Below are 24893 nucleotides of genomic sequence, written 5' to 3'. Positions count from 1 at the left end.
CTTGGTCTAGTTCGAGGAATCAGCCGCGGACCGACTGCTCCACCACGTCCAGCATCGCCTCGAGGCGCTCCGGTGACTCGCCGGTGGCGAGCTTCGTGATAAAGCCCTCGAGCACCGTCTCCAGGTAGGTCTGCAGGACGTCGACGGGGACGTCGCTGCGCATCTGCTGGTTCGACTCCAGGCGCTCGCGCACCGCCCGGTCGAGCACCTCCTGCTGCTCGCGCCACCGGGCCTCGAACTCGGGGTCGGTGCGCAGCTTGCGCAAGATCTCGGCGCGGGTGGTGAACCAGTCGTTCGCGCCGGTGTCGCTGAGCATGCCGCGCATCACCTCGACGAGGCCGCGCTCGCTGACCACCTCCGCCTGCCGCTGCGCGTCCGCCTCGGCGATGGCGAGAAAGAGCGTCTCCTTGTCGCCGAAGTGGTGGAAGATCGCCCCGCGGGTCTTGCCGGTCGCCTCCTCGAGCCGGGCTACCGTCGCGCCCTCGTAGCCGTAGCGGGCAAAGCACGTGCGCGCGGCGTCGATGATCTCGCTGCGGCGGCGCTGGAGTTCTTCGTCGCTGACGATGGGCATGCGTGGGGCCTTTCGTGTGATGGGGGGAGCGCGGGGCGGGGGATCTTGGCAGCATTATGGGCTAGTGAAATCGCTGTTCCACTAGCCCATAACGGTTCCGGGCGCGGCGCCTCGGCGCCGCGCCACCGGCGGTGCGAGCGTTTAGCTCTTCACCATCTGGCGCAGCACATACTGCAGGATGCCGCCGTTGCGGTAGTACTCGGCCTCACCAGGCGTATCCACGCGAACCACGGCGTCGAACTCGACGGCGTCGGCGCCGTCCTTCTCAGCCTTAACGTGGACCGTCGACGGGATCTCGCCGTTGTTGAACTCGGTGATGCCGGTGATGGAGAAGGTCTCCGAGCCGTCCAGGCCGAGCGACTCGTGGGACTCGCCCTCCGGGAACTGCAGCGGGAGCACGCCCATGCCGATGAGGTTCGAGCGGTGGATGCGCTCGAAGGATTCGGCGATGACGGCCTTCACGCCGAGCAGGTTCGTGCCCTTCGCGGCCCAGTCACGGGACGAGCCGGTGCCGTACTCCTTACCGGCGATGACCACGAGCGGGATGTTCTTCTCGGCGTAGTTCATCGCGGCGTCGTAGATGTACGCCTGCGGCGCGTCGTCCTTGGTGAAGTCGCGGGTGTAGCCGCCCTGCTCATCCACCAGCTGGTTGCGCAGGCGGATGTTGGCGAAGGTGCCGCGCACCATGACCTCGTGGTTGCCGCGGCGGGAGCCGAAGGAGTTGTAGTCCTTGCGCTCCACGCCGTGCTCGTCGAGGTAGTTCGCCGCCGGGGTGCCCGGCTTGATGGAGGACGCGGGGGAGATGTGGTCGGTGGTCACCGAGTCGCCCAGCTTGGCCAGCACGCGAGCGCCCTCGATGTCCTTGACGTCCTCCGGCTCCTCCGGCATGCCGTCGAAGTACGGCGCCTTGCGGATGTAGGTGGAGTCTTCGTTCCAGTCGAAGGTCTTGCCCTTCGGGATGTCCAGACCCTGCCACTGCTCGTCGCCCTTGAAGACGTCGGCGTAGTCCTTCTCGTACATCTCGCGGGAGATGGTGCCGGCGATGGTCTCCTCGATCTCCTCGGTGGACGGCCAGACGTCCTTAAGGAAGACGTCGTTGCCGTCCTGGTCCTGGCCGAGCGGCTGGGACTCGAAGTCGAAGTCCATCGTGCCGGCAATCGCGTACGCGATGACCAGGAGCGGGGACGCAAGGTAGTTCATCTTCACGTCCGGGGAGATGCGGCCCTCGAAGTTGCGGTTGCCGGAGAGCACGGCGGTCGCGGTGAGGTCGTACTCGTTGACGGCCTCGGAAACCTCGGCCGGCAGCGGGCCGGAGTTGCCGATGCAGGACGCGCAGCCGAAGCCGGAGAGGTAGAAGCCCACGGCCTCGAGGTCCTTCCACAGGTCGGCGCGCTCGTAGTAGCCGTCGACAACCTGGGAGCCCGGCGCCATGATGGTCTTCACCCACGGCTTGGCCTTGAGGCCCTTCTCCGCCGCCTTGCGGGCGAGCAGCGCCGCGCCGACCATGACGGACGGGTTCGAGGTGTTGGTGCAGGAGGTCACGGCCGCGATGGCCACGAAGCCGTGGTCGAGGGTGTACTCGCCGCCCTGCGGGGACTCGACGATGACCGGCTTGGACGCGCGGCCCTCGGCGCCCTCGGCGGCGGACTCGCCGTTCGCCGGCCAGGACTCGTTGTAGGAGACCGCGTCGACCTTCTCGGCGCGCACCGGCTCAGCGGTGTCGTCGCCGGCGGTGTTGTAGTCCGGCAGCTGCTTGCGGAAGGTGTCCTTGGACTCGGAGAGCAGGATGCGGTCCTGCGGGCGCTTCGGGCCGGCGATGGACGGCTTCACGGTGGACAGGTCGAGCTCGAGGTACTCGGAATACTCGGCCTCCTCAGCGTCCTGCTCCAGCCACATGCCCTGCGCCTTGGCGTATGCCTCGACGCGGTCGATGTCCTCCTGGGAGCGGCCGGTGAGGTGGAGGTAGTTGATGGTCTCCTCGTCGATCGGGAAGATCGCGCAAGTGGAGCCGAACTCCGGGCTCATGTTGCCGATGGTGGCGCGGTTGGCCAGCGGAATCTGCTTCACACCGTTGCCGTAGAACTCGACGAACTTCTGCACCACACCGTGCTCGCGGAGCATCTCGGTGATGGTGAGCACCACGTCGGTCGCGGTCACGCCGGCCGGGATCTCGCCGGTGAGCTTGAAGCCGACGACGCGTGGGATGAGCATGGACACCGGCTGGCCGAGCATCGCGGCCTCGGCCTCGATGCCGCCGACGCCCCAACCCAGGATGCCCAGGCCGTTTTCCATCGTGGTGTGGGAGTCGGTGCCGATGCAGGTGTCGGGGTAGGCGAGCCCGGCGTTATCGAAGACGACGCGCGACAGGTACTCGATGTTCACCTGGTGGACGATGCCGGTCCCCGGCGGCACGACGCGGAAGTTGGAGAAGTTCTCCGCGCCCCAGCGCAGGAACTGGTAGCGCTCCTCGTTGCGCTGGTACTCGATCTCGACGTTCTTGTCGATGGCGCTGTCCGAACCGAACGCCTCGATGATCACGGAGTGGTCGATGACCATCTCGGCCGGGTTGAGCGGGTTGACCTGATCCGGGTTGCCGCCGAGCGAAGACACGGCCTCGCGCATGGTGGCAAGGTCCACGACACACGGCACGCCGGTGAAGTCCTGCATGAGCACGCGGGCCGGGGTGAACTGGATCTCCACGCTCGGGTCCGCCGAGGGATCCCAGTTGGCGATGGCCTTGATGTGGTCTTCGGTGACGTTCTTGCCGTCCTCGGTGCGCAGGAGGTTCTCGCCCAGCACCTTGAGGGAGTAGGGGAGTTTCTCCATGCCTTCGACTGCGTCGAGCGCGAAGTAGTCGTAAGACTTGTCGCCGACCTCGAGCGTCTTCTTGGCACCGAACGAGTTCTTGCTTTCTGCCACGGTGAGCTCCGTTTCCTCGTCGTATCAGTATCAGGGATTTAGCGACCCTATGGTCAAGGCCCCATGATATGCGACCTGCCATAGTTCCGTTTCCATACTAACAGTACGCGCGTTATGTTTTCGCATTTCGCTTATCGACGCCCCTCCGGCCCCCACCGCTACACTCAAACCCCTGCACAGGTGCGCGCAACGAAAGGATGAGAACGTGGAGCCGGAAGTGTCGCTGGACTCGCTGCTTGCCCAGCTCGCGACCTCACCGATCGCGTTCGGCACCGACAATCCGGTCAACCCCGCCCTGCGCGCCGACCTGGAAGGCGCGCTGCACGCCGCTGACGTCGAGAACCTTGACCCGGCGGGCGTCGTCGTCCTCGAGCAGACGCCGGCCCACGTCGCCGACCTGCGCGACCTCGCCCAAGACCTCGCCAACAGCACCGACTACGGCACCGTCATCGTCCGCACGCCGCAGGTAGCCATCGGGGTGAGCGACCACCTCAACCGCGCGCAGATCGAGCGGGGCGAGCGCGCCATGGTCGCCGAACCCGATTACGCGGACGGCCTGCACGCCTTCGCCCGCGCCGCCGACGGCGTCACGGTGCACTGGCCGCTCGCCGTCGCCGTCGCGCTCCTCGTGCTCGCCGGCATCGCCGTCGCGGCGGCGATGACTGCCCGGCGCTGACAAGGTTCCATCCTTGACCTGCCACCGGGTCCGGTCGCCCGTTTGTAAAAATCCACACCCCCGCCCGGCGGCGCCATTTGCCCAGGTCGCACGCCCACCCCGCGCCGACCGATGTGGATTTTTACACATGGGTCCTCGGCCGTGCCCGTTCCCAGGCCTGTTGCCGTGACGAACGCCACATAGGACAATTTCGGCACGCTTTTCCCAGGTGAGACGCATGTGAATCATGTGAATGGACTTGGCTAACGCGGTCAAATGTAACGAAAGGGATACAAGTCAATTGCCTTGACGTAAGGTTCCCGTATCGGCTCGCGGGCCGATCGTCATCACACGTTTCACGTGAGTTTCGCGGGGCGCTCTAGTCAAGCGCCACGCCTTGCTGTGAGGTTCGGGCATGTGGGGAAGCACGCCGAGTACCGGGCACAGAGAACTCGCCGTGGGGCGGGCGGAGGCGCCAGCCCGCGCAGCCGCGTCAGTAGTCAACATCTAGGACCGCACGTCCAGCCGCTAGTCACGGCTCGGCCGCGCGTGCCTTTGCCTGGCGCCTGCGGGTTTTCTTGATCGCCCCCGGCGCAGCGCAAGCACGCGCGGAGTGCGGTGTGAGGAGCACCTTCGTGGCACATCCACTAAGGGGCACCCGGTTCAGCCGTGCGCGAAGCGTGCTCGGCGTGGCCGCGTGTGTCACAACCGTTTCCCTCGTGTCGGGCGTCGTCAGCCCGGCCGCATCAGGCCAGAGTTCCACCTCCGCCGTCGGCGAGCTTGTCACCGCAGTCTCGCGGGCCCAGGCCGACGTCGACGCCCGCAACCTCGACCTGGGCTCGCTCCAGGAGTCGGTCAACCAGTCGCTCGTCGACCTCCACGACGCCCAAGCGAAGGCCGAGCAGGCCCGCCGAGGCGAGGAGGAGGCGAAGCGCAGGCTCGCCGAGGCGCAGGCGAACGTCGAGAAGCTACGCGCCGAGCTCGACGACTTAAGCCGCGCCCAGTACCGCGGCGCCGCCGCGAGCGACGCGCTGCTGGCGATGAGCGGAAAGCGCTCGCAGGACGATGTCCTCGACCGCTCGACCTTCCTCCGCCAGCGCGCCGAGGAGAAGCGGGCGAAGCTCGACGAGGCCGAGCGGGCGCGCGCCGAGGCCGCGAACGAGGAGTCGACGCTGCGCCAGGCGAGCGAGCTCGCTGACCAGACCGCGGAGGAGGCCAAGTCGGCGGAGGCGAAGGCGCGCCAGCTTCTCGACGACAACCGCGCCGCGCTCAACGCCAGCACCGCCGAGCGCGACGCCGCGCAGCAGAAGCTCGACGAGGCGAAGGCCGCGCTCGACAAGGAGCACCCGGCGAAGGCGGAGGCGGCGCCGGTGGCCGCGGGCGAGGCGAAACCCACCGCGGGCGAGGCGAAACCCACCGCGGACAAGCAGCCCGAGCCGGCGCAGCAACCCGAGCCCGAGCAGCCGGCTCAAAGCGGCGTCGCCGCGACGCCGTACGCCGCGACGCTCACGATCTCCAATGGGGAAACCACCTACGAGGTGCCCGAAGAGGTCGTCGACCTCGTGCGCAAGCGCGTCGCCGACACCGCGCCGGAGTCCCCGGAGCCGAGCCGCGACGCCATCGTCGACGCGGTGAAGACCGTGGCGCAGACGTCGTCGGACGGCGACCTCGCCGCGCTGTCTTCGGCGGGCGGGACGATCGCGAACATCGACTCGGACACCATCGCGAAAGCGGGCGCGATCGCGGCGGGCGTGGCGCTCGTCGGCAACGTCGCCGCCAAGCACGGGTCCTTCGACAACTCGAACGTGGACGCCGCCGAGATTGTTACCGCTTTCGCGGACGGCCTTACGGGCGCGCTCGGCAAGGTCGACTCCACGGCCGACACCGTCTCGGCGGTGCTGCCGGAGTCCAAGACCGCGGAGGATGTGTCTGCGAAGGCGCAGAAGACCGTCGCGAAGATCTCGGACTCGTCCCAGGTCGAGGCGGTCATCGCCCGGGCGCAATCGGCGATCGGCACCCCGTACGTCTGGGGTGGTGGCGACGCGAACGGCCCGACCACCGGCGTCGACGGCGGCAGCGTCGCCGGCTTCGACTGCTCCGGCCTCGTGCTCTACGCCTACGCCGCGGCCGGCATCGCGCTGCCGCACTACACCGGCTACCAGTACCAGCGCGGCACCCAGGTGCCCGCGAGCGAGGCGAAGCGCGGCGACCTCCTCTTCTGGGGCCCGAACGGCAGCCAGCACGTGGCCATCTACCTTGGCGACGGCACGATGATCGAGGCGCCGCAGTCCGGCATGAACGTCCAGATCTCCCCGGTTCGGTGGTCGGGCATGACCCCGTACGCCGTCCGTCTGCTCTAAGCGCCGCCCCCCGCGGGGGCTAGACTCGGGGACATGACCCTGAGCGACCTCACCGACTACGACGCACTCCTCGTCCTTTCCTTTGGCGGCCCCGAAGGGGAGGACGAGGTTATTCCATTTCTCGAGAACGTCACCCGCGGGCGCGGCATCCCGCGCGAGCGCCTCGCCGAGGTCGGCCAGCACTACTTCCACTTCGGCGGCGTGAGCCCGATCAACGGGCAGAATCGGCAGCTCATCGCGAACATCGAGGCGGAGCTGTCCACGCGCGGCCACGAGCTGCCCGTCTACTTCGGCAACCGCAACTGGCACCCGTTCGCCGCGGACACCGCGAAGCAGATGCTTGACGACGGCCACAGGAACATCCTCGTCTTCCCCACGAGCGCCTGGGGCGGCTACTCCGCGTGCCGCCAGTACGACGAGGACATCCAGCGCCTGCGCGAGGTGAACCCGGAGCTCACGTTCACAAAGCTCTGGCAGTTCTACGGCCACCCGACGTTCGTGGACCTCCAAGCGGCGAAGCTCCGCGAGGCGCTGGAGCGCGCCGGACGCACCGCGACCGTGCTATTCACCGCCCACAGCGTGCCCAGCGTGGCGGACGCCGCCTCGGGCGGGCCGGACGACCCCCACCTCTACGCGCGCCAAGTGGCAGAGGCCGCGCGCCTCGTCGCCGAGCGCGCCGGCGTCGACGCCTACGAGGTGGTGTGGCAGTCGCGCTCGGGCAACCCGGCGACGCCGTGGCTTGAACCGGACGTGGTGGACCGCACCCGCGAGTTGCACGAGGAGGGAGGGATCGAGCGCCTCGTCTGCGTCCCCATCGGCTTCATCACCGACCACATGGAGGTGGTCTGGGACCTGGATACGGAGCTCCAGCAGGCGTGCGACGAGGTGGGCGTCGAGCTCGAGCGCGTGCCCACGATCGGCCTCGAGCCGGAGTTCGCCTCGCTCGTCGTCGACCTCGCCGAGGCGGTGGCCGCCGGAGTCAAGCCGGACACCTTGTCTGAGGTGACGGTGCAGGGCTGCACGGTCAACGGCGAACCGTGCAAGGACGGGTGCTGTGCCCCGGTGCGGCGCCCCCAGCGCTAGCCGCGCATGTACTCGCGCCGGTAGTCCACCACGGCGTCGGCCACGCCCGCCATCCGCGCCGAGCGGACGTGGCGCCAGAGGGCGAACAGGTGCGGGTCGAAGGAGTGATCGTCGAGCCGGTCGGTGACCGTCTCAATCGTCGCGGCGACCCGGTCCGCGCGGGCGAACAGCTTCGCGGCGCGCGGGGTCACCCCGGCGGGCAGCCCCGGGGTGTCGTAGAAGTCCGCGAGCGTGCCCACGGCGAGCCGCGGGTTCGGCAGGTCGCGGGAGGTGCCGCCGGCGGCCTCGATGAGCATCGCCGCCTGGTCGGTCGCCTGCGACAGGAGCCGGTCGGCCTCGCCGGGGGTGAGCCACTCGGGCTCCGGCAGCGGTTCCGGGTCCTCGAACCAGCGCCAGTCCACGCCGCCGCCGGAGTACTCGGGCACGAGGATGTGGTTGAGGCCGCGCCCCCCGCGGAGCACGAGCGCGCCGGCCTGGGTGAGCGCCTCCATCGCGGGCGAGCCGGCGCGCAGCCGGGCCGCCTGCCCGGGGCCCCACAGCACGAGGCGCATCACCGGCTCGGGGGATTCGAGGTCGGCGGCGGAACGGACGTCGTAAAGCAGCTGCGAAAGGGGGAGGCTGCCGTACGTGTGCGGCCCGCCGAGGTCCGTGAGCGCCGCGACCGTCTCGTCGGCGGACTCGACGTTGTAGAGCCACGCCGCGAGCCAGACGGCGGTGTTTTGCAGGGGTGAATAGACTTCGGCGCGCGTGTGCATCCGGGCCAGTGTAACCGGGCCTATAAAATACGGACGCACTATGGGAGACAGCCGGTATAGCGGAGATATATTCAAAGGCCACGCGCGCACGCAGCGCCCGACGTACCCCGAGATGCCGGCGGAGCCCGGGATCATCGTGGAGATCGTGGGCAACGACTTCGTCGGTGCCGTCGTCGGGTTCGAGCGGACGTACGACGGGGATTTCGTGCGGCTCGAGGACCGCTACGGCACCCAGCGACTGTTCAAGATGCTCCCCGGCGCGTTCATGGTGGAGGGCCAGCGGGTGAGCCTGACCCGCTACGTCGCGCCGCGCGACACCTCGCCGAAGCGCTCGAACTCGGGCTCGCGCAAGGTGGGCAACGTGCAGGCCAAGGTCGCGATGCCCTCGCGCATCTGGGTCGAGGGCATCCACGACGCCGCCATCGTCGAGCAGGTGTGGGGCCACGACCTGCGCGTCGAGGGGGTCGTGGTCGAGTACCTCGAGGGGTTGGACAATTTGCAGCAGCGTCTCGACGCCTTCCGGCCGGGCCCGGGGCGACGCATCGGCGTGCTCGCCGACCACCTCATCGAGGGCACGAAGGAGTCCCGGCTCGTGGCGGACGTGGGGCCAGACGTGCTGGTCACCGGTCACCCCTTCATCGACATCTGGGCGGCGGTGAAGCCCGCGAGCGTGGGCATCCCGGCGTGGCCCGACGTGCCCTACGGCGAGGACTGGAAGGCCGGGGTGTGTCGCCGGCTCGGCTGGTCGGACCCGAAGGAGGGGTGGCGCCGCGTGTCCTCGTCGGTGCACACGTTCCGGGACCTGGACTCGACGCTCATCGGCGCGGTGGAGCGCCTCGTCGACTTTGTGACGAACCCGGAGTTGTCCAAATCGGATTGCTCACAGATGTAATGTAGCTGCCGTGGGAGCTCTTGTATGGTTCGTGATCGCGGCGGTGCTGGCGCTGCTCGAGCTCGCCGTGGGGGAGATGACGCTGCTCATGCTCGCCTCGGGCGCGCTGCTCACCGCGGCTGTCGCGCTGTTCGGCGTGCCGGTCGCGGCGGAGATCGCGGTCTTTGCCGTCTCGTCGGTGCTGTTCTGGCTGTTCCTCCGCCCGCCCCTGCGCAAGCGGATGGAGTCGCCGCTCGTCCTCGACGAGACGCCGCGCGCCCTCGTGGGCAGCCGGGCGGAGGTCGTCGAGGACATCGACGCCGACGGGGGACAGGTGCGTTTCGACGGCTCCCTCTGGTCCGCCCGCGCCCTCGATCCAGCGCGCACGATCCCGGCGGGCGACCACGTGACCGTTTACGATATCGACGGCCCCGTCGCCGTCGTGTGGAAGGAGTCCTAAATGGGTGGGTTAGTCACCTTCATCGTCATACTTGTCCTCCTCATCGCGCTGCTCTCGGCGTCGATCAAGCTCATCCCGCAGGGGGAAGCCGCGGTCATCGAGCGCCTCGGCCGCTACACGCGCACCGCCTCCGGCGGGCTGACGTTCCTCGTGCCCTACATCGACCGGGTTCGCGCCCGGGTGGACACCCGCGAGCGCGTCGTGTCCTTCCCGCCGCAGGCCGTGATTACCCAGGACAACCTCACCGTGGCCATCGACACGGTGGTGACGTTCCAGATCAATGACCCGGCGAAGGCGATCTACGGCGTGGACAACTATCTCGTTGGCGTGGAGCAGATCTCGACCGCGACGCTGCGCGACGTCGTCGGCGGCATGACGCTTGAGGAGACCCTCACCTCGCGCGAGACCATCAACCGCCGCCTGCGCGGCGAGCTCGACGCCGCGACGGCGAAGTGGGGTCTGCGCATCAGCCGCGTCGAGCTCAAGGCGATCGACCCGCCGCCGTCCATCCAGCAGTCCATGGAGATGCAGATGAAGGCGGACCGCGAGAAGCGCGCCATGATCCTCACCGCGGAGGGCAAGCGCGAGTCCGACATCAAGACCGCCGAGGGCGAGAAGCAGGCCCGCATCCTCGCCGCAGAGGGCGAGAAGCACGCCGCGATCCTCGCCGCAGAGGCGGAGCGCCAGGCGATGATGCTGCGCGCCGAGGGTGAGCGCGCCGCGAAGTACCTCGCCGCCCAGGGCGAGGCCCGAGCGATCCAGAAGGTCAACGCCGCGATCAAGTCCTCCGGCGTCACCCCGGAGCTGCTCGCGTATCAGTACCTCGACCAGCTGCCGAAGATCGCGGGCAACGAGGCGGCGACGATGTGGATGATCCCGTCCCAGTTCGGGGATTCGCTCCAAGAGTTCGCGCGTGCGTTTGCGAAGAAGGACGACGACGGCGTCTTCCGCTACGAGGCGGAGCAGGCCGACGAGCGCGACCGAGAGATCGCCGAGACGGACGACCCGGAAAACTGGTTCGACACCTCCACCGACCCGGAGCTGGCCCGCGCCCTCGCGGAGGCGCGCGCGGTGGCGAACAAGCACGTTGACGACCCAGACCCGACCGCGGCGCCGGGGCCGGGCGCACCGGCTGCACGGCGCGAGATCGCCTCGCGCCCCGCGCAGCCGGCCCCGGAGCTGCGCCCCGAGTTTGGGGGCGCCGGCACGACCCGGGTCGTCGCCGACCCCGCTAGCGGGCAGCCTCAGCCCGAGTAATGAGGTGCAGCGCGAGCTGCCACCCGGCCTGCTCCGCGGGCCACCCGGCCGCCTGCAGCCGCTGGCTCATCGCCTGCTTGGAGATGCCCAGGGCTGCGGCGGCCTCGTTTTGGTTCATGCCGCGGCGCACGAGCGAGGTCGCCTCGCGGCCCTCGTAGGTGCGCTTGTGCAGCACGTGCGCCAGCAGCGCGAACGCCGCGGCGATGTCGGCCGCGTCGGTGGACGCACCAGGCGTCTCGACGGCGACCCGCACCTGCCCCGGGCGCGTGCCCACCGCGTTCGTGGCCGCCTGGGTCGCCGCGTCGCCGTCGGAGATGTCCTCGGTAACGTCAGCAATGCCGAGCCCGATCGCCCAGCCGCCGTCCGAGAGCAGCGCCATCACGAGGGTGAGCGCCGCCTCGGCGTCCGCCACCTGGGTGCGGATGTCCTCCACGCCGAGGATCTCGAACTCGCCGACCCCGGGCAGCGCCTCGAGGGCACGCGCGGAGCGCTCGACGACGTCGGCGCGCCGCTTCTCGCGGCCCCGGTATTTCGCGTGCACGGCAATCATGCGCCGTAGCGTACCCCGGTCTACCCGTGAGCCTTTACTCCGACACTCCCGCGCGGGAGTCGGCGGCGGCAGTTGGTTGCGCCGGCCGCGCGGGTCGCGTGGGCAAGCGCGCGTCGAGCACGAGCCCAGCGACGCCGACGGCCGCGAGCACCGCCATGACGGCGACGAACCGAGGGTCCGCCTGCCCGGTGAGCGTGTCGCCGAAGAGCACGACGAGGATGGTCCCCGGCGCGGAGCCGAGCAGCGTCGCTACCGCGAACGGCACCACGGGCACGCGCGTGAGCGCGGCGGTGTAGTTGAGGACCGAGAACGGCACCGCGGCGATCATGCGCAGGCTCAGCACCGCGAGCCAGCCGCGCTGCTCGAGGCGGGCGTTGATCCTGCCCACCGCCGGGTGCGTGAGCCGCGGCTCCACCCAGTCGCGCAGCAGCGAGCGCACGACGAGCAGCGAGATGACCGCGCTCACGGTGGTGGCGGTGAGCGCGATGAGGATCCCGCGCACGGAGCCGAAGAGGATGCCCGCGGACACCGTGAGCAGGGTGCGCGGGATGGGGAACTGGGTGAGCAGGACGTAGAGCAGCCAAAACAAGAGCGGGAACCAGGGGCCGGTGCGCTGCGCCCAGGTGCGGAGGGTGGCCAGCGGCGGGACGTCGAGAAGCATCCATGCGACGACGAAGACGACGGCGGCGGCACCGAGCAACGCGACATGGCGCGGGGAGGGGGTCCGCCTGCGCTTCGGCTCGCTCGCCGCCATCGCGCCTCCTCTCCCGATTCCCTGGTCCCGATTCACTGGGTACGCCAGCGAAAACACCCCGCCGCAACGTGTGCGACGGGGTGGATATCTGTGCCCGAGGGGGGACTTGAACCCCCACGTCCGTTAATAGGACACTAGCACCTCAAGCTAGCGCGTCTGCCATTCCGCCACCCGGGCTTTGGGTGTTGTTTCAGCCTCTCGGCTGGGCACTCGCATAACTATAGGGCTGGCCCACACATGCTCCAAATCCCCAGCCCAGCCCGCAAGATTTGCTAGGTTCTTCCGGGTGTTTACCCCGCCCCGACGATTGATGACGTACCGCTGGTTCGTCCCCGCGGCCCCGCCCGTGAACGACCCCGCCCAGCTGCACCCCGGGCGGTGGACGAGCGGCAACCGCGTGGTCCGCGATATGGTCGCGGCGTACCCGGGCGTGCTCGTGCTCCACGTGCTCAGCTACCTCATCGGCTCCGGCATCTCCGCGTTCGTGCCGGTCATCGTGGGCAAGATCGTGGACGGGCTCCTCGGCGAGTCGCCGTTCGACGCCTGGTGGCTCTTCGCCGCGCTCGTGGCCATCTTCGTCGTGCAGTTTATCGGGGAAGCGACGGGCGATGGCTTATCGACGGCATCCGTGCGCCGCGTCACCCACAACGCCCAGCTGCACCTCACCTCCGGCGTGCTGCGCCGCGGCGCGGGCGCGATGAGCCCGGGCACGGTGCTCAACACCATCGACGCGGACGCGAACACCGTCGGCCGCTACCGCGAGCTGCTGTCGTTTCCGCTCATGGCCATCGGCTACGCGGTCGGCGCAATGGTGGCGATGTGGTCGGTCTCACCGTGGATTTCGTTGGCTATCCCAGTGAGTGCGCTGATCATCGCCCTGTTCGCCGCGTGGACCGCGGGGCCGGTGACGCGGGTGTCGCTGAAGCGCCGCGCCGCGGAGGCGGATGTTGCTGGCTTGGCCACGGATGCGTCGCAAGGCATACGCACTGTCAAAGGCCTCGGGGCGGGCGCAACCGTGGCCGGGCGTTTTCATACTGAGACAGCCGAGGCGAAGCGGTTGATGCTCACCCACCTGCGTGTGGAGGTGTGGTTGGGTTTTGCCAGGTTCTGCGTGGCGTGGCTGTGCAACCTGGCGATTGTGGGCTTGAGCGCGTGGATGACGCTGAGCGGCGAGATCACTCCGGGGCAGTTGACGTCGGTGGCGCTTTTGGTTCCTCCGGCATTGAACATGGCGGGCTTCGCGTTCGGCGATCTGGCCAGCGGGTGGGGCAGGGCCGTCGCGAGTGGCCAGCGCATCGAGCAGCTGCACCACGCGGGCGACGACACCGCGGGGCCCGAGCTAACAGACACACCGGTCCCAGGCGCGGGGCTGTGGATCCTCGCGCCGGCGGAGCGCTCCTACGCCACAGCCGCCGCGTGGGCGCAGCGCGACGACGTACTGTTCCCGCCGCACACCGTCAACGTGTTTGAGGGCACCATCGCAGACAACGTGAATCCGCGCGGGGATGTGCCGGAGGAGGCGGTCAAGCAAGCGCTCGCCACCGCCCACTGCCAGGACATCCTCCGCAGGCTCGGCGGTATCGGCGCCAACGGCGAGTTGCCGGACGCGCCGCTGGGGGAGGCCGGCTTGAACCTCTCCGGCGGGCAGCGTCAGCGCGTCGCCCTTGCCAGGGCACTCGCCGCCGACCCGGACGTGCTCATCCTGGACGACCCGACCACGGGGCTCGACTCCGTGACCCAAGCGGACGTCGTGGAGGCCGTCGCCGCGCTCAGAGCGGACAAAACCACCGTGGTCATCACCGGAAACGCCGCGTGGCAGCACGCTGGAACCGAATTGGAGGTGGCGTAGATGCGGCGCGAGTACGAACGCACTGACGCGGTCGCCCCCGCGAGCGTGAGGGAGACCTTCGCGTACCTGTCTGCGCTACCCAACGCTCTGGACAAGCGCTGGTGGGCGGGTTTGCTGATCATCCAGGCGCTGATCGTCGCCGTCTACACCACGCAGTCGAACCTGTTCGGCCGCAGCGTCGACCCGCTCACCGGCGGATCAGTGCCACTGCTGGGAACCGGCACCCGCGCCTTCGTTATGACCATCGGCCTAGCGCTGGCCTGCATGCTCGTCGAGATGTTCTTGCGTGCCCTCGGCAATTACGTAGTGGGCCTCAAGGTCGCCCGTGCGTCCATCGACCTGCGCCGACGCTGCCTCGACGCGATCCTGCGCGCACCCGTGCCGCGGGTGATGGAGCTCGGCACCGGCAACGTCATCACCCGCATGACCAAGGACATCGACGACGTCGTCCAAACCATCACCTCGATCGGCTCGCGCGTACTCACCACCGCGTTCGTGTTCCCGATCACCGCGATTGGGCTCTTGCTTATCGACGTCCGCTTCGCGCTCATCCTCATTCTCCTCATGGCGGCCGCCTACCCGTTCGCCCGCGACGTCGTGCGCAGCATCCCGGCCGCGTCGAACGCGGTGAGCGTGGCGGAGGCGCGCCGCAACACCGTGCTGTTGGATACGGTCCGCGGCCTGCCCACATTGCGCGCGTTCGGGCTCGAGCGGTGGGCGCTCGCGCGGATGCGGCGCACGTCGTGGGGCGCCGTCGAGGCGGACATGGACCGCGCGCCGTGGTTCATCCGCCTCATGGGCATCGGGCAGGTCATCTTCGCCGCTTGGGTCCTGCTCACGCTGGGCCTCGGCGTGTGGCTCGCCTCCGGCGGGGCGATCACGCCGGGGCAGGCGAGCGCCGCCGTGTTCCTGGTCATCCGCGCCGAGGTGATGGTGTTCAACGCGCTCTTCTTCATCGGCGAGATGCAAAGCGCGGCGACGTCGATCGGGCGCGCGGTGGCCCTGGCCAAGCTCGCGGACGGCAGGGACGGTGCGGCGCTGCCACCGGACCTCGCCGCGCCGGTGGACGTGGTGGTGGACCACGTCACCTTCGCCTACCCGGGCGGTGCGAACGTGCTCGACGGCCTCACCGTCACCCTCGCCGCCGGCACGACGACGGCGCTCGTGGGCACGTCGGGGGCGGGCAAGTCGACGCTCGCGGCGCTCATCGCCGGGCTCGTCGAGCCCACGGGCGGGCGCATCCTCGTCGGGGACGTGGACACGGGCACCGTGAGCGACCGGTGGACCGCGAAGAACGTCACCCTCATGACGCAGGACGTGCACATCTTCGCGGGCACCCTCCGCGAGGACCTCGCGATGGCCGCGCCCGGTGCGGGGGACGCGGCACTCCTCGCAGCACTGGAGACGGTGGGGCTCGGCCAAACGACGCCCCAGTTCCACCGCGCGTTCCCGCACGGCCTGGATACCCGGGTTGGGGCGGGGGCGGAGGAACTGCCGCCCGAGGTGGCGCAGCAGGTCGCGCTCGCCCGCGTCGCGCTCGCGGGGCCGAAGGTGCTCGTCTTGGACGAGGCGACCGCGGAGGCGGGCAGCGACGCGACCAACGCCCTCGAGCAGGCGGCGGCGGAGATCACCCGTGGCACGACCGCGCTTGTCGTCGCCCACCGCCTGGACCAGGCCGCGGCCGCGGATCGGATCCTCGTCATGGACGCCGGGCGCATCATCGAGGACGGCACCCACGCCGAGCTGCTCGCCGCGGGCGGGAGATACGCGCAACTCTTCACCGCGTGGAGTGGCGCTGGTTACTAGCGCGCCCGGGGGCGCTCGGGTAGGAATGGGGGCATGACTACTTCCTACGATTCCGACCGTTTCCCCGGCCCCGACCCGTACGCCCCGCTCGCGGACGTGCCGTCCTTCGACATCGCCTCCGAGGACATCGTCGATGGCGAGCGCCTCGCCGACACGCTTGCCGGCGATAACGCCACCAGCCCGCAGCTGTCCTGGTCCGGCGCCCCGGAGGGCACCAAGACGTACGCTGTGACCTGCTTCGACCCGGACGCGCCGACCGCCTCCGGTTTCTGGCACTGGTCCGCGTTCAACATCCCGGCTGACGTCACCGAGCTGCCCGCCGGCGCGGGCGCGAAGGATGGCCTCGGCATCGGCGCGGTGGTGCTCACCGGCGACAGCGGCGTGCAGGGCTTCTACGGCGCGAACCCGCCGGCCGGCCACGGCCCGCACCGCTACCTGTTTGCCGTCCACGCGGTGGACACGGAGCTGCCCGCAGACGAGATTGCCAACCCCACGCAGCTCGGCTTCAACCTGAACTTCCACTCGCTCGGCCGAGCAATCATCTGGGGCTGGTACGAGAACCAGTAAGATTCGCCGAATGGTTCCAGTGCAACTCCGCGCCGGCGGCGCGTTCATGGGCATCGCACTCGTGCTCGTGCTCTACGCCGTGCTGGCGCTGCTCCGCGGCGACGCCGCGTTCCCCGTCACCCCGCAGGTGCTCTCCGTCATCGCGGCGGTGGCTATCGTCGGTGCCTTCGCCACCTACAACACGAAACAAGAAGGCTCGCGCACCCAGGTGGGCGCGCTGCTCGCGGCCGTGGTGCTCATCGGGCTCGGGTTCATCGCGCCCGACACCGAACTCATGGCCACCACGCCGTTCTGGCTGATCGGCTGGGCGCTCGCCGCCGGACTTTGCGCGGTGGTGCTGCGCCGCAGCGCAGCCGGACACGCTTAGAGCGCTTTCCACTCCAGCCCGCTGCCCACGGCATGCTTAATCGAGTCCAGGCCGTGGGCTCGCGCCCGCGGCGATGCGCTCCCACGCCTGCTCCGGGGTGGAAATGCCACCGACGCTGACCAGCACCAGCTTGTATCCGACTCGCTCGTTGAGGCGCTTGAGCTCCTCGAGCGAACGCTTAGAGACGGGAGCTCCGCTTACCCCGCCGACCTCCATGGCCTCGACCTCGGCATCGTCTGTCGGCTTGTTTCTACTTTCCGCTACATTGAAAGTTCCAGGAATCTTGGCGACCCATGGTCCGAAGGTGCTGCCATGGGGTTCTATGCTAGCGCGCTCTGCATCGGGTACATAGCGGCTGCACGGTCCGCAACAGGCGGCGCTGCCCAAAAAACGCCGTCGTGCGGGCTCGTCGTTGTGGCAGTCGCGACACCGTGGATCCTCCCAATTTTGAGGGGCGGAGCCCGCCGGCTACGCTATCGTCATCGTGATTTTCGGCCCGCCGTACGTTGCTTACTCAGACCGCTGTATTAGATGGTGTCTATCATTGCTCGCTAACGCCCCTGGCAGCGGAATCAGCTTTCTTCACCGCAATAAAAAATCCACTGCCCGCAACTGCGTAGGCGATTAACCGGATGGCTATTCCTAGTCGCGCGCATATGTTGGGTGCAAGGAGGCCAATTACGACGAGGAGTAGGGCGAAGAGAATGCCGAGAACACCAAAGGCCCGCAGTAGTGGGACGGCTGCTCTGTGCCCCGCGTTCCATGCCGCGTCGCTAGTTCTGGTCGCTTGAGTTCGAATTCCAAAACCACCGTTGCGCGAGTTCGTTCCGTTTACCGTCCTTCTGCACAGTATCAGGGAATTCACGCCGAAAAATAGGAGGGCCAAGGCAGAAATCGCAAGGGCGGAACCCACTTGTAAATCACCTTCAAAATCGAAACGACGGAGTGCTGGTCTAATCGTCAAAAGCACGTGAGGTGCGTTCAAAAGTTTGAACTACGGATTCGTCGAGCTGTTCACGCTCCAACAGCGCTTACCCGAACCGCTCAAAGTAACCCGCATGACTCAGGAGTCCTGCGGTGGCGTCCAAATAAAATTCAGCGAGATCCATCGACGAGAGCTTGCAGGCGCTGCAAAACTACTAGCGGTTCTTCTTATTCCAGCGATACCTGCGGAGATAGAAGATCGGCAAAATCAATAGGTAATATACGCCTAATGTAAAGGTCACCGGTGCGATTAAGTGATCCAAGCTCAAATTGTTCCAGATTGAGCCGCCTGGGTTCGGGGACCGCGTGTTGGAATCGGTGCCGACAGGAAACACAATATACATGGCAATCACTGCGAGAGGCACGATAACGAAGCTCTGCCACCATGGCGGAACCCATGGTGCCCCATTCTCCTCTCGTGCGGCAAGTGCACCCCCGAATCCCATTTCAAACCGAGAACCCATACTATAAGTTCCTAACCAATGTGAATTTGCTCACTAACCGCGCATGAACCCGCGTAGAGAGCGAGCTGCCCCGCCCTCACTGCCGGGCCGCCCAGGGCTTTGATGCCGTATTCGAGGGAAGCGGTCGCGCCGTATACCGCGGCGAGTGAGACAATTTTGTCAGCCGCGAGTTTCCATTGCTTGTTCTTCAGGTAGCGACCAATTTCTTGACCGTCGGCCCACGTTAAGGGAATACCGAGGGCATTAGATACAACACATTGGCCGAAAGTTCCGAGGTCGTACGTCGTGACCGCCGTGCCATCTGTGTATGAATCGGGGGAGCCCATGAACGCGGCGAGTATATCGGCGTCTTCGCGGGAAAGGCCCATTTCGCTAGCGTCGTCGTAGTTAATAGCCCAGTCACCCGGGGACTTTTCGTAGACGATTTCTGTGAAGAAGGTCTCGAAGCCCTTGGATATACCGTTTGACAACTGCTCTTGATCGGATGTAAATGATGCGGGATCCGATGGTTTCATCGGTGAGACACTAGGTTTCGGTGGTTGAGCTGTCGCAGTTGGCAAAAAGCTCAATGTCAAGCTCATCACGGTCACTGCACTTAGGAAAGAACGTAAGGCGTAGTGTTTTTCACGACTGTATACCTCCAAATGCGTACGGACGCCGAAGCGATATTTAACTCACGGCTGGCGCTCGTAAGAGTAATGCACACTTCGTCTTTGCGCATTGCTGCCACCGCAGCTGCAAGTCTCTACCCGACTTGCCACGTGAGCGATTTTTGAAATAGGGTCTGGTTAATGGTCGGTCACCCTCCGTGCGATGCGCTTCTACCAGCTAACTTCGAATCTAGCTTTCACACCCAAACGGGCCTTTAAGAAGCACGATCATTCTAGGGTTCTCCACGCCGTCTAGCACGCGACCGCATCACCACGGCAATGCGTACAACGCACTGCCCAAAGCCAAGCCACACTCAGCCCAAGACAGCCACGACAGGTGGTCCGCGTCCCGGGCCGCCGCTGGAGTTGATCGGTGAGGTTCCCGAACCCAGGTGGGCGCGGTGGTGCTGCGCCGCAGCGCAGCCGGTCAAGCTTAGAGCGCTTTCCACTCCAGCCCGCTGCCCACGGCCTGCTCAATTGAGTCCAGGCCGTGGGCTTTAATCTGCGCGGCGATCCCGCGGTGGATGCCGCGGATCCAGCCCAGCCCGCCGTAAATGAACGGGGTGTAGCCCTGCAGCAGGCTCGCGCCCGCGGCAATGCGCTCCCACGCCTGCTCGGGCGTAGAGATGCCGCCGACGCTAACCAGCACCAGCTTGTCGCCCACGCGCTCGTTGAGGCGCTTAAGCACCTCGAGCGAGCGCTTGGCAACGGGAGCTCCGCTCACCCCGCCTGCCCCCATGGCTTCCACCTTGGCTGCGTCCGTTTTCAGCCCATCGCGGGAAATGGTCGTGTTCGTGGCCACAATGCCGGCCAGGTCCAGCTCCACGGCCAGGTCTGCCACGGCGTCGATGTCTTCGTCGGAAAGGTCTGGCGCGATCTTCACCAGCACCGGGGTAGTGGTGGACTTCTTTACTACCTCCAGGATCGGACGCAGCTCCTCTACAGCCTGGAGATCACGCAGGCCCGGCGTGTTGGGGGAGGAGACGTTGACCACGAGGTAATCCGCCAGCCCGCCGAGCAGCGTCGCGGTGGCGCGGTAATCGGCCACGGCGTCCTCGCTCGTCTTGTTCTTGCCGATGTTGATGCCCACTACATCACGGGAGCGGCGCGCCCGAAGGTTATCCGCAACCGTAAGCGCGCCCTTGTTGTTGAAGCCCATCCGGTTCAAAATCGCCTTGTCCTCGGGCAGGCGGAACAGACGGGGTGCGGGGTTGCCCGGCTGCGGCTTCGGGGTCACGGTGCCCATCTCGGCGTAGCCGAAGCCGATGGCGCCCCAGGCGTCGATCGCCTCGGCGTTCTTGTCAAAGCCGGCGGCGAGGCCCAGCGGGGCGGGGAAGTCCACCCCGAACACGGTCTGGCGCAGCACCGGGTCGTGCACGCGCACGACTTTCTCCATCACGCGGTTCGCGGGCGTGACGGTGTGCAACACGTGCAGCGCGCCGCTGATGATGCCGTGGATGCGCTCCGGGGGGAGCAGAAACATCGCGCGCAGCGCGCGGTCGTAGAGCGTCACCTTGTCGGCCATTGGGTCCTCCTCGTTGCTGCTCATGTTACGAAGTGCGGGTTTGCTCGGCGGGCGGGACGATCTGGATGCCTCCGCCGGTGGCGGAGGCGGCGACCACGGTGCCGTCGTCAAGCGCGATGATGCTCTGCGCGTCGGCGACGGTGGGGAACTCCGCGCGCTTGAGCGGCACGCCCTGCGAGATGTCGTAGCCGGTGGCGGTGTTCACGGCGAGGGAGCTCACCCAGGCGAGGCGCTGCGCGGGATCCCAGGCGACGTCCCACGGCCCGTCGGGCACCGGGGCGGTCTGCTGGAGGCGGACGATGCTGTCGGTGGTGTAGACGCATAGCTGCGAGCCGGTCGAGTCCGCGGCGAGCACGAGTCCGCCGTCGCCGGCGGCGATCTTGCCCACGCCGAGTCCGACGCGCAGCGTGCCGCCCTGGCGCTTGCCCTGCCAGTCGAGGTCCTGGATGGTGGTGTCGAAGCGGTTCGTGCGCACGACCGAATCGGCCTGGCCGTCGACGCGGGCCGCCTGGAGCTGGTCGGTCTCGCGCGCGACGTCGAACGTGTCCGCGAGCTCGCCGTCGCGGAAGACCCACACCTTGCGCTCCGAGTCGCTCGCGGCGAGCACCTCGCCTGACGACACCACGGTGGCCACCGTCACCGGCCGGTCGGTGGGGATGGTTTGCTCCTGCGCGCCGAACAGGCGGATCTCGCCGTCGCAGGCCACCGCGAACGTCCCGGCGTTCGCCGAGGCCTCGCCGCAGGACGAGTCGAGCTCGTGGCGGTCGCCCTTGCCCGCGCGGATGTCTTCGAGTGTGCCGGTGATGAGCGCGGAGTCGGTGCGCACGCCGATAACCCCGTCGGTGGCATCGAGGTCGCGCACGGCCTCGAAGTCGACGACCTCGCCCGCCGGGTGCGCCGCCGCCGGGGAGTGCGCGGGCTCGGCGCTGCCCATGTTCGCGGCCGCCTCGCCGCCGGCCTCCTCGATCTTCGCCTCGGGGGAGGCGCCGCAGCCCGCGAGCACCGCCGCGGCTAGGACGGGCACCACGGCGAGGGCGGGCAGAGCGCGGGCGGTGCCGGAGGTCGTCGATACGCGGGTGCGGGAGGGGGAGTGCAACGGGCGGTGGAACTTCACAGGCGAAAATTCTAGCAACGCGCACGAGGCGCTCATAGGTCGTGCGCCACCCGCGGGGTAGTCTCTGACGCCATGACAAACGCCGCCGACACTATGTCCTGGCTCCAGGTGATCGTCCTGTCGATCGTGCAGGGCCTCACCGAGTTCCTGCCCGTCTCCTCCTCGGGGCACCTGCGCATCGTCTCGCAGCTGTTCTGGGGGGAGGACGCCGGCGCGAGCTTCACGGCCGTCATCCAGCTGGGCACCGAGCTGGCGGTGCTCGTGTACTTCGCCAAAGACATCTGGCGCATCCTCACCGCCTGGTTCGCGGGGCTGGCGGACGCATCGAAGCGGGGGTTCGACTACCGCATGGGCTGGATGGTCATCGCCGGCACGATCCCGGTCGGCCTGGCCGGCGTGCTGCTCAAGGACCTCATCCGCGACAACTTCCGCAACCTGTGGATCACGGCGACGGTGCTCATCGTCTTTTCCTTCGTGTTCATCCTCGCCGAGCGGATGGGCAAGAAGACGCGCGGCTACGAGGACCTGACGATGGCGGACGCGATCATCATGGGCCTGTGGCAGTGCCTCGCGCTCATCCCGGGCGTGTCGCGTTCCGGCGGCACGATCTCCGGCGGGCTGTTCCGCAACGTCGACCGCGAGGTGGCCACGCGCTTTTCCTTCCTGCTCGCCATCCCGGCGGTGCTCGCGTCGGGTCTCTTCTCGCTGCCGGACGCGTTCGACCCGCAGGCCGGCCAGGCGGCGAGCGGCGCGCAGCTGCTCGTCGGCTCGGCCGTCGCGTTCGCCCTCGGTTACGTGTCCATCGCGTGGCTGCTGAAGTTCGTTTCCAACCACTCGTTCGCCTGGTTCGCCGCGTACCGCATCCCGCTCGGCGTGATCGTCATGGTGCTGCTCGCCGCCGGCGTCATGGCACCCGTGTAACCGCGGTAGGGTGGTGCGCATGCATGCATGGCCCGCCCCGTCCGTCCCCGCCGTCGCCGGCACCCCGGTGCCGCTAAAGCTCTACGACACCGCGGATCAGCGGGTGAAAGCGGTGGACACCACAGGCGACGCCAACGGCGAGGTGGGCATGTACGTCTGCGGCATCACGCCGTACGACTCGACGCACCTCGGCCACGCCGCCACGTACCTCACGTTCGACCTCGCGCAGCGCCAGTTGCTGGCCAACGGGCACAAGGTGCACTACGTGCAGAACATCACGGACGTTGACGACCCGCTGTTCGAGCGGGCCGCGCGCGACGGGGTGGACTGGCGCGAGCTGGGCACGAGCCAGATCGACCTGTTCCGCAGCGACATGGAGGTTCTCGCCGTCATCCCGCCGCGCGACTACGTCGGCGCGATGGAGTCCGTCGACGAGGTCATCGCGCTCGTGCAGCGCCTCCTCGAGGTCGGCGCGGCCTACGAGCTCGACCACGGGGACATCTACGCCTCCATCGAAGCCACTGAGCAGTTCGGCTACGAGTCGAACCTCGACCGGGCGACGATGGAGGAGTACTTCGCCGAGCGAGGCGGGGACCCGCAGCGCGAGGGCAAGCGCGATCCGCTCGACGCGCTTGTCTGGCGCGGCCACCGCGACGGCGAGCCCGCGTGGGACTCGCCGTTCGGGGCCGGGCGCCCGGGCTGGCACGTCGAGTGCTCCGCCATCGCCACCAACCGCCTCGGCGCCCACTTCGCCATCCAGGGCGGCGGGTCCGACCTCGCGTTCCCGCACCACGAGTTCTCCGCGGCGCACGCCGAGGCCGCGCACGGCATCGACCGTATGGCCGGCCACTACGTCCACGCGGGCATGATCGCCCTCGACGGGGTGAAGATGTCGAAGTCCCTCGGCAACCTCGTTTTCGTGCACAAGCTCACCGAGGCGGGCCACGACCCGTCGGCGATCCGCCTCGCCGTCTTCGCCGGGCACTACCGCACGGACCGTGACTTCTCCGACCGCATCCTCGACGAGGCGGAGGCCCGCCTGGCGCGCTGGCGCGAGAACCTCGCCAAAGATGTGGACAAGGACGAGGCGCTCGCGACCGTCGCGACGCTGCGCGAAGCCCTCGCCGACGACCTGGACACCCCTCGTGCGCTCTCGCTTCTCGACGCCACCTCCGGCGACCACGACCGCATCGTCGCCACCGCCGTTGACGGCCTGCTCGGCGTGCGCATTTGACCCCGCTCCAGCACAATGGATGGCATGAGCGCCGCTGCCGATACCTCAATCCGGGCCCAATTCCAGCCCGACGTGGACGAATTCATTGACGACCTGACCACGTTCGCCACCGGGTCCTACCTCCAAGATGACGACCGGGACCTGTGGGAGGAGCCGTTCGACCCTGCCGTGCTGCCGGACCTCAAGCACATCCTCGAGATGTTTCTCGACGCGCTCGACCAGCTTGGCGACGACCCGGAGGGCGAGCAGCTGGTGAAGGTGGTCGGCCCCTTCTACGAGAACCTCGACGAGTTCAACGAGAAGCACGCCTCCGCTGTGCTCGAGCCGGAGGAGAAGGCCGACATCGAGACCCTCGTCTTCCGCGCTTGCGCCGCTACCGGCGCCACCGACGAGGCGCTGCACGAGCTGCCCGATTTTGAGTAGCGCGGCAGCATCCCCGGCCGCCGTCTTCTGGGACATGGACGGCACCCTCATCGACACCGAGCCGCTGTGGGGCATCGCCACCTACGAGCTCGGCGAGCTGCTCGGCCGCCCGCTCACGCCCGAGGTGCGCGCGAAGACGGTCGGCGGCAGCTTCGCCAACACGCTCGGCATCGTCGCCAAGTGGGCGGGCTATTCGCTTGTCGACGGCGACCTCGAGCACTACCGCACCTGGATGTATGCCCGCATGGGTGAGCTATTCGCCGAGGGCATCGAGTGCAACCCCGGGGTCGCCGACATCCTGGCCTCGCTGGCGCAGCGCGGCACGCCGATGCTCGTGACCACGAACACGGAGCGCGAGCTCGCCGACCCGTGCATCGACGCGATCGGCCGGGAGTACTTTACCGACACGATCACCGGCGACGAGGTCGCGCACCCGAAGCCCGCCGCCGACATGTACCTCGAGGCCGCGCGGCGCGTCGGCGCCGAGCCGCGGGACTGCCTCGTATTCGAGGATTCGTGGAGCGGCATGTCCGCCGCTGCGGATGCGGGGTGCGTCGTGCTCGGGCTCGCGGAGCGGGTGCCGGCGGGTGTGACGCCGTTCGACCCCCGCGTGTTCGTTGGCGCGTCCGCCGCGGACGTGGACATGTGGTTTTCCGCCGCCCGCTAGGCCCGAACGGGGGGAACCGCCGGGCCGCCTCTGCGTGGGACTCTTCGGCTTCCTCTATTTCGATAGAGGTGCACGCGCAGGTCGCGT

General features: G+C 68.0%; 24 protein-coding genes, 1 tRNA gene and 1 pseudogene. 15 read left to right on the top strand and 11 right to left on the bottom strand.

Annotated features, from left to right (window positions below; translation table 11 throughout):
- Positions 1–19: 19 nt before the first annotated feature.
- Positions 20–571 (bottom strand): TetR/AcrR family transcriptional regulator, encoded by a 552-nt coding sequence (locus CJEDD_RS06805; protein WP_042409877.1) that lies wholly within the window; start codon positions 569–571, stop codon positions 20–22.
- A gap of 141 nt (positions 572–712) precedes the next feature.
- On the bottom strand, positions 713–3490 hold the full coding sequence (acnA, locus tag CJEDD_RS06800) for an aconitate hydratase AcnA (protein WP_042409873.1): 2778 nt from the start codon (positions 3488–3490) through the stop codon (positions 713–715).
- Between the two features lie 205 nt (positions 3491–3695).
- Here acnA and CJEDD_RS06795 point away from each other — a divergent pair, with 205 nt between their 5' ends.
- The 3 genes from CJEDD_RS06795 to CJEDD_RS06785 all read left to right on the top strand — a co-directional run bounded on the left by CJEDD_RS06795 (position 3696) and on the right by CJEDD_RS06785 (position 7588).
- Complete coding sequence (locus CJEDD_RS06795) at positions 3696–4166, top strand: Rv1476 family membrane protein (RefSeq protein ID WP_042409869.1); 471 nt, start codon at positions 3696–3698, stop codon at positions 4164–4166.
- Positions 4167–4780: 614 nt separating this feature from the next.
- Positions 4781–6505, top strand: coding sequence for a DIP1281 family NlpC/P60 protein (locus tag CJEDD_RS06790; RefSeq protein WP_042409242.1), 1725 nt, complete (start codon positions 4781–4783; stop codon positions 6503–6505).
- Positions 6506–6538: 33 nt separating this feature from the next.
- Complete coding sequence (locus tag CJEDD_RS06785) at positions 6539–7588, top strand: ferrochelatase (protein WP_042409244.1); 1050 nt, start codon at positions 6539–6541, stop codon at positions 7586–7588.
- On the opposite strand, the gene CJEDD_RS06780 is transcribed toward CJEDD_RS06785, so the two are convergent.
- The gene (locus CJEDD_RS06780) at positions 7585–8343 is read right to left on the bottom strand and encodes a hypothetical protein (protein ID WP_042409247.1); all 759 of its coding nucleotides are present in this window, start codon (positions 8341–8343) and stop codon (positions 7585–7587) included. The genes CJEDD_RS06785 and CJEDD_RS06780 overlap by 4 nt on opposite strands.
- Positions 8344–8383: 40 nt before the next feature.
- On the opposite strand from CJEDD_RS06780, the gene CJEDD_RS06775 reads away from it, so the two are divergent.
- From CJEDD_RS06775 to CJEDD_RS06765, 3 genes are read left to right on the top strand one after another with little or no spacing between them, the layout of a single operon-like run.
- Entirely contained in the window at positions 8384–9235 is an 852-nt protein-coding gene (locus CJEDD_RS06775) for a DUF3097 domain-containing protein (protein ID WP_042409248.1), read from the top strand.
- A gap of 10 nt (positions 9236–9245) precedes the next feature.
- Positions 9246–9674 (top strand): NfeD family protein, encoded by a 429-nt coding sequence (locus CJEDD_RS06770; RefSeq protein ID WP_042409251.1) that lies wholly within the window; start codon positions 9246–9248, stop codon positions 9672–9674.
- Positions 9675–10931 carry an SPFH domain-containing protein gene (locus CJEDD_RS06765; RefSeq protein WP_081764588.1) on the top strand — a complete coding sequence of 419 codons (1257 nt, stop codon included), beginning with the start codon at positions 9675–9677 and terminating at the stop codon, positions 10929–10931.
- Here CJEDD_RS06765 and CJEDD_RS06760 read toward each other — a convergent pair.
- The 3 genes from CJEDD_RS06760 to CJEDD_RS06750 form a co-directional block, all read right to left on the bottom strand.
- Positions 10906–11481 (bottom strand): hypothetical protein, encoded by a 576-nt coding sequence (locus CJEDD_RS06760; protein WP_042409255.1) that lies wholly within the window; start codon positions 11479–11481, stop codon positions 10906–10908. The genes CJEDD_RS06765 and CJEDD_RS06760 overlap by 26 nt on opposite strands.
- 34 nt (positions 11482–11515) lie before the next feature.
- On the bottom strand, positions 11516–12235 hold the full coding sequence (locus CJEDD_RS06755; RefSeq protein ID WP_042409258.1) for a TVP38/TMEM64 family protein: 720 nt from the start codon (positions 12233–12235) through the stop codon (positions 11516–11518).
- Between the two features lie 91 nt (positions 12236–12326).
- Positions 12327–12412, bottom strand: a tRNA-Leu gene (locus CJEDD_RS06750).
- Positions 12413–12545: 133 nt separating this feature from the next.
- Between CJEDD_RS06750 and tetA the strand changes: the two genes are divergently transcribed.
- Genes tetA through CJEDD_RS06730 form a run of 4 tightly spaced genes read left to right on the top strand, consistent with a single transcriptional unit; the run spans position 12546 to position 16824 of the window.
- On the top strand, positions 12546–14084 hold the full coding sequence (tetA, locus tag CJEDD_RS06745; protein ID WP_420536338.1) for a tetracycline efflux ABC transporter TetAB subunit A: 1539 nt from the start codon (positions 12546–12548) through the stop codon (positions 14082–14084).
- Positions 14085–15890: an ABC transporter ATP-binding protein gene (locus CJEDD_RS06740; RefSeq protein WP_042408676.1), complete on the top strand. Its 1806-nt coding sequence runs from the start codon at positions 14085–14087 to the stop codon at positions 15888–15890.
- Between the two features lie 33 nt (positions 15891–15923).
- Positions 15924–16457 (top strand): YbhB/YbcL family Raf kinase inhibitor-like protein, encoded by a 534-nt coding sequence (locus CJEDD_RS06735; RefSeq protein WP_042408673.1) that lies wholly within the window; start codon positions 15924–15926, stop codon positions 16455–16457.
- Positions 16458–16467: 10 nt separating this feature from the next.
- Positions 16468–16824, top strand: coding sequence for a hypothetical protein (locus CJEDD_RS06730; RefSeq protein ID WP_042408670.1), 357 nt, complete (start codon positions 16468–16470; stop codon positions 16822–16824).
- Here CJEDD_RS06730 and CJEDD_RS06725 read toward each other — a convergent pair.
- Positions 16821–17115: pseudogene (locus tag CJEDD_RS06725) on the bottom strand (quinone-dependent dihydroorotate dehydrogenase); the annotation flags it as partial. The gene CJEDD_RS06730 and the pseudogene CJEDD_RS06725 overlap by 4 nt on opposite strands.
- Before the next feature lie 250 nt (positions 17116–17365).
- A complete protein-coding gene (locus CJEDD_RS06720; protein WP_232297745.1) occupies positions 17366–17689 on the bottom strand; it encodes an SdpI family protein in 324 nt (107 codons plus the stop codon).
- A gap of 124 nt (positions 17690–17813) precedes the next feature.
- Here CJEDD_RS06720 and CJEDD_RS06715 point away from each other — a divergent pair, with 124 nt between their 5' ends.
- A complete protein-coding gene (locus CJEDD_RS06715) occupies positions 17814–18023 on the top strand; it encodes a hypothetical protein (RefSeq protein ID WP_157034510.1) in 210 nt (69 codons plus the stop codon).
- Between the two features lie 260 nt (positions 18024–18283).
- On the opposite strand, the gene CJEDD_RS06710 is transcribed toward CJEDD_RS06715, so the two are convergent.
- From CJEDD_RS06710 to CJEDD_RS06700, 3 genes are all read right to left on the bottom strand, one after another.
- A complete protein-coding gene (locus CJEDD_RS06710; RefSeq protein WP_157034509.1) occupies positions 18284–18787 on the bottom strand; it encodes a hypothetical protein in 504 nt (167 codons plus the stop codon).
- 568 nt (positions 18788–19355) lie between these two features.
- Positions 19356–20471, bottom strand: a complete 1116-nt coding sequence (locus CJEDD_RS06705) for a quinone-dependent dihydroorotate dehydrogenase (RefSeq protein ID WP_462975738.1) — start codon at positions 20469–20471, stop codon at positions 19356–19358.
- A gap of 1 nt (position 20472) precedes the next feature.
- Complete coding sequence (locus CJEDD_RS06700; RefSeq protein WP_042408684.1) at positions 20473–21489, bottom strand: YncE family protein; 1017 nt, start codon at positions 21487–21489, stop codon at positions 20473–20475.
- A gap of 144 nt (positions 21490–21633) precedes the next feature.
- Between CJEDD_RS06700 and CJEDD_RS06695 the strand changes: the two genes are divergently transcribed.
- From CJEDD_RS06695 to CJEDD_RS06680, 4 genes are read left to right on the top strand one after another with little or no spacing between them, the layout of a single operon-like run.
- The gene (locus CJEDD_RS06695) at positions 21634–22482 is read left to right on the top strand and encodes an undecaprenyl-diphosphate phosphatase (protein WP_042408662.1); all 849 of its coding nucleotides are present in this window, start codon (positions 21634–21636) and stop codon (positions 22480–22482) included.
- 19 nt (positions 22483–22501) lie between these two features.
- Positions 22502–23716 (top strand): cysteine--1-D-myo-inosityl 2-amino-2-deoxy-alpha-D-glucopyranoside ligase, encoded by a 1215-nt coding sequence (gene mshC / locus CJEDD_RS06690; protein WP_273657451.1) that lies wholly within the window; start codon positions 22502–22504, stop codon positions 23714–23716.
- Between the two features lie 24 nt (positions 23717–23740).
- Entirely contained in the window at positions 23741–24139 is a 399-nt protein-coding gene (locus CJEDD_RS06685) for a hypothetical protein (RefSeq protein WP_042405729.1), read from the top strand.
- A gap of 34 nt (positions 24140–24173) precedes the next feature.
- Positions 24174–24806, top strand: coding sequence for an HAD family hydrolase (locus tag CJEDD_RS06680; RefSeq protein ID WP_042405730.1), 633 nt, complete (start codon positions 24174–24176; stop codon positions 24804–24806).
- Positions 24807–24893: the final 87 nt, after the last annotated feature.

The organism is Corynebacterium jeddahense (assembly GCF_028609865.1).
Classification (GTDB): domain Bacteria; phylum Actinomycetota; class Actinomycetes; order Mycobacteriales; family Mycobacteriaceae; genus Corynebacterium; species Corynebacterium jeddahense.
Note: the sequence above shows the minus strand (reverse complement) of the source record. Positions and strands in the feature narration are given on the sequence as shown.